Raw genomic sequence first — 4,426 nt, forward strand, 5'->3', positions numbered from 1 at the left:
GGACGATCTCGATCGTACGCGCTGATAGACCTGTTGAGTGAGCATGAGCCCGTGGAAATGGTCTGTAGCGTCTTTGATATCGCGCGTTCGAGTTATTACGAACATCGCCTTCAGCGATCTCGCATCGATCGAGCGGTTGAAACTGCGCGCAACCGTCAGTGAACTGTTCAACCAGAGCCGGCGTTCCGCTGGTAGCCGAACGATCATGATGCAGATGCGAGACTCCGGATTCGACGTGGGACGGTTCAAGGTCCGACGCCTGATGCAGGAGCTGGGCCTCGAGAGCCAACAGCCACGGCCGTCGGCCTACAGAAAGGCACTGGTCGAGCGGCCTGATATTCCCAACCGCCTGAACCGTCAGTTTACCGCCGACGCGCCCAACCTGGTGTGGTGTGGCGATATCACCTACGTCTGGGTACAGAATTGTTGGCACTATCTGGCAGCGACGTTGGATCTGTATGCACGACGTGTCGTCGGGTGGGCATTGTCCGATCGCCCCGATGCCGCACTGGTCATCAAGGCGCTGGACAGGGCATTCGAGCAGCGAGGCAGGCCGATGGGACTTTTGTTCCATTCAGACCAAGGCGTCCAGTATGCGAGCCGGACCTTCCGTCAGCGACTGTGGCGCTATCGGATACAGCAGAGCATGAACCGACGAGGCAATTGTTGGGATAACGCGCCGATGGAGCGATTGTTCCGCAGCTACAAAAGCGAGTGGATGCCATCGACGGGTTATTTGTCGATCCATGAAGCTTTACGGGATATCAGCTTTTATCTGATGGAGCGCTACAACCGGCAGCGGCCTCATCAGTACAACGGCGGCGTGTCACCCGCTCAAGCTGAAGGAACACTCAATTCACTGTCCGGAATTAGTTGACCACTACATGCAATCAGGCGCCTCTCGTAGTGAGGGCGCCTTTTTACTTTCGTGTCCGCAGGAAGTTCAGAGCCAGCTGATCACCTTATTTTGGTCGGCTGCCTCGCCGAAATCGGAGCAGCGCTTGGCCAGATCCAGATCCTGTGCGAAGGACATCGTGCAGCGCACCAGGGCCTGGGCTTCGATGAAGGTGAGTTTGTGGCGTTTGGCCAGGTAATATTCTACAGGCAGCATTTCGGGGGACATGCCGAGATCCTGGTGCATGGCGCCGATCAGGTCACCGACCATCTTGGCATCGTTCTGTTTATTGGCGAAATTGAGCAAGTGTCGATAGTTGAAAGTGGTTCGATAATCACTGTCTAGAGTCTTGATAAAATACGCTTGAGCCTCGCTGCCATTGCCCAGCAGGGCGTTGGCTTGGGCCAGTTGGTTGTAGACATAGGCGTTGTGCTGCAGGGTGGCGGGAATTTCTCGGGCTTCCACTAGGGAAAGACCTTTTCTCAAACGCTGTTCATTGCTGATATTTAGTGCTGTCAGGCCGTAGAGATAATTGATCGAGTCGAAGCGCGGGGGCGTACTGCCCGCACGTAGCCGGCGGGCATCGTCGGGTAGCTCCCAGATGCGTTCGTTGACTGCGGTGAAGCGGGCTTCCTTATCTTGGTAAACGCTTTCGCGCGAGCCGAGCAGCCCGGCGGTGCACTCGGCGAAGTCGACGTTGTATGTGTTGTCACCGGTGCCGGTAATGCAACCGGACGTGCTGGTATCACGGCTGGTCAGGGCGCTTTCCGAGAACTCGCCCACTCGGCGAATGGCATACTTGAGCCCTTCCTGAGAGTAACCGGCCTTGGCCAGCAGGTTCACGGCGAACGCATCCGAGCGTATTTCTTGCTCGGCACTCCAGCGGTTGTAGATTAGACCGTTGGCCGCTTCCTTCGCCGCGTCACCCAGCAAAAGGCTGTATCCATTGCCTGCGGCGATGCCGCCTGCGCGGACGGCGGTGATCAGGGCATTCTGGAAGATCGATTTGGTGCTGTCGCTATTGACGACATGCGAAAGCTCATGGGCGAGCAGGGCGGCGATTTCATCTTCTGATTCGGCCTGGGCGACAACGCCGGCGCTTAATATGATGGTATGGGGCGATGGCGTATAGGCTTCGTAGTTGGGAGTGGCATCGACGAATACTTGGCAGTTGCAAGGTTCGCCCTGGGCGGCCTCAAGCCTGGTCAGTATACCATTGAGGTAATCCAGTAACGCTGGGTCACTGACCAGAACCCGATTCATGCGGTGTACGGATTGAAGGTCGGTCTTGCTGACTTGGTAGCCGGCACCCTTCAGCTCGCTTTCACCTGTTTGCAAGGCGCTGCATCCACCCAGCAGCAGGCCGAGCAGCGTGACGGTGATGCTCTTGCGTAGTGTCAGCATGACTCACCCGCTCCCTTGACGCTGGCTGAACGTGCATCCGAGGACATCGATAGCGTAAGTTTGCCGCATGTACGGGTCACCAACGATTCGTCCTCAAGCACGACATCCGAGCGTGCGATACGGTATTCGTTGCCTCCGGTCGCGAAGACTAGCTCGCGAGACGAATTCGGCATGCTGTGTGCCTCTAGGGGTAGCGTCAGACCGCTGATCTTTCCGATTAGCAGCCATTCCTGGGTCGCGATATTCTGTACTTCGGTAAAGTCGGGGCTCATGATCTCGATGATACGAGCCGATTCAGCCCAGACACTGCTGCATAGACTCAGCAGTAGGGCGGCACCCATTCCCTTGACGATCATTCTGTTTCTCCTTGTTGCATGGGATCCGCTTCGAGGCGAAGCACGACTTCACGAAGCAGAGGAAGAAGGGCGACCAGCGACAGCCAACCCTCCGGAACAATGCGCATCAGGTTGTGGAATACCACTTGTATAACCACCACCGACAGCCCGATTACCAACCACCAGAAAAGGATGTGATGCATGCGCCGCGGTGTACGGCGTCGCTTAGCGAATCGCTTGGCTTGCCACATGAAGTAAATGACGCACAGGCACCAGGCGAGCAAGCCGTAGTAGGTCAGGTCTTTCAGCCAATAGTAGCCAGCGTCTAGGCGCCACAGATTCTCGAAGGCGAAAGCATGCAGAAAGATGCCGGGAAGCTTGTCGTATACGGGTGTCTGCACATAGTCGTGCATGCTGGGCATTTTGACGCCCACCATGACGACATAGGGGATATCAGGATCAAGCCCGGGCGGGCGCAGTGTCCTTGGTTCCTTGTCGGCATAGAATTGGGCTGCGTTGACCACATGCATCGGCAAGCAGTCCGTAGAGATATAATCGGGCTCTATCTGGCCGAACATCCCTTGCATGACGCCTTCGATGAAGCGCCGCGTGACGACCCAAGCACGCTGACCATAATCGACAGGTATGCACGCTTGCGATTCCTTGACTGACCAGTGCACGGCCGTGGGGGGGAGGGAGCCAGTCGCAGGACGATGGCGAGGCCCTGCACCAGGTTTCATAAAGACTGACCGCGGGAGTCGGGGTGCGAGTAGATGCGGCCGGCGCACTTGCTTTCACAGGCTCGTCATTCAGGGCTGCTGCCAGCGGATAGAAATCACCGAACCCTTCCCAGGCAGTGGGTGAGAGTAGCGGCTCGCCGAGCTGCGATAGCGCCTTTTCACTCATTGGCATGGTAACGCCGCCCCCCGCAAGCACGATGGGCACGCCCTTGTCCGAGGTGTGTATGCGCTCGATGGCGCGTCCTAGCTGTAGTCTCCAGTGAGGTTGGGTACGCGGCTGGCTGGTGGTCGACCTTTGAGTGAGGTGTGGCCTCTGTGGTGATTGTAGTCGTGTAGCCATCCATGGAACGCTTTAACCCGCTCGGTTTCCGAGGCGTAGGGCCTGGCGTAGGCCCATTCTTCGAGCATCGTGCGGTTGAACCGTTCGACTTTGCCGTTGGTCTGCGGACGGTACGGCCGGGTTCGCTGGTGTTTGATGCTCTGGCCCAACGCTTCGGCAAACATCTTTGAGCGGTAACAGGAGCCGTTATCGGTCATCACGCGCTTGACCGTGACCCCCACCGAGTCAAAGTATGCTTTGGCCCGCTTCCAGAACCCGGCTGCGGTTTCCTGCTTCTCATCAGTGAGGATCTCGGTGTAGGCAAGCCGGGAATGGTCATCGACCGCGTTGTGCAGGTACGCGTAACCAGGACGCCGGTTCGCGAAGGTGCCAGCCTTGTTCTTCTTCCCTGCCGGCCGGCCAAGGACTTTATGGCCACCGCCGTCAGGAATCCGCCCAAGTTTCTTGATGTCCACGTGGATCAGGTCCCCGGGGTTGGCGTGTTCGTAACGGCGTACTGTGCGTCCCGTGGCCCGGTCCTGCCAGGTGAGCTTCGATAGCCCGTAACGCGAGAGCACACGATGAACTGTCGAGGGATGCAGGCCCAGTTTGTAACCGATACGGTCCGGCCCCCACCGGTAATTCACTCGTAGTGCGATGATCCGACGTTCACGCCGTGTCGGGTCCCGTGTGATTAACTATCCGCTTGGTAAATAAGTCAGGCCGTTTAGTC

At 57.6% G+C, this 4,426-nt stretch carries 3 protein-coding genes and 2 pseudogenes; 1 reads left to right on the plus strand and 4 read right to left on the minus strand.

Features of this window, described 5'->3' with window-relative positions; genetic code table 11:
• A pseudogene (locus CCD76_RS18830) lies at positions 1 to 877 on the plus strand (IS3 family transposase); the annotation flags it as partial.
• A 66-nt stretch (positions 878 to 943) separates the two neighbouring features.
• Here CCD76_RS18830 and CCD76_RS18835 read toward each other — a convergent pair.
• From CCD76_RS18835 to CCD76_RS18850, 4 genes and pseudogenes are all read right to left on the minus strand, one after another.
• A complete protein-coding gene (locus tag CCD76_RS18835; protein ID WP_087721035.1) occupies positions 944 to 2,299 on the minus strand; it encodes a M48 family metalloprotease in 1,356 nt (451 codons plus the stop codon).
• The gene (locus tag CCD76_RS18840) at positions 2,293 to 2,655 is read right to left on the minus strand and encodes a hypothetical protein (RefSeq protein WP_087721036.1); all 363 of its coding nucleotides are present in this window, start codon (positions 2,653 to 2,655) and stop codon (positions 2,293 to 2,295) included. The genes CCD76_RS18835 and CCD76_RS18840 overlap by 7 nt, the downstream gene beginning before the upstream one ends.
• A complete protein-coding gene (locus tag CCD76_RS18845; RefSeq protein ID WP_087721037.1) occupies positions 2,652 to 3,221 on the minus strand; it encodes a CHASE2 domain-containing protein in 570 nt (189 codons plus the stop codon). Before CCD76_RS18845 ends, CCD76_RS18840 begins: the two co-directional genes overlap by 4 nt.
• 396 nt (positions 3,222 to 3,617) lie before the next feature.
• Positions 3,618 to 4,382 (minus strand): annotated as a pseudogene (locus CCD76_RS18850) (IS481 family transposase); the annotation flags it as partial.
• Between the last annotated feature and the right edge of the window lie 44 nt (positions 4,383 to 4,426).

The organism is Salinicola salarius, from assembly GCF_002179555.1.
GTDB lineage: Bacteria > Pseudomonadota > Gammaproteobacteria > Pseudomonadales > Halomonadaceae > Salinicola > Salinicola salarius_A.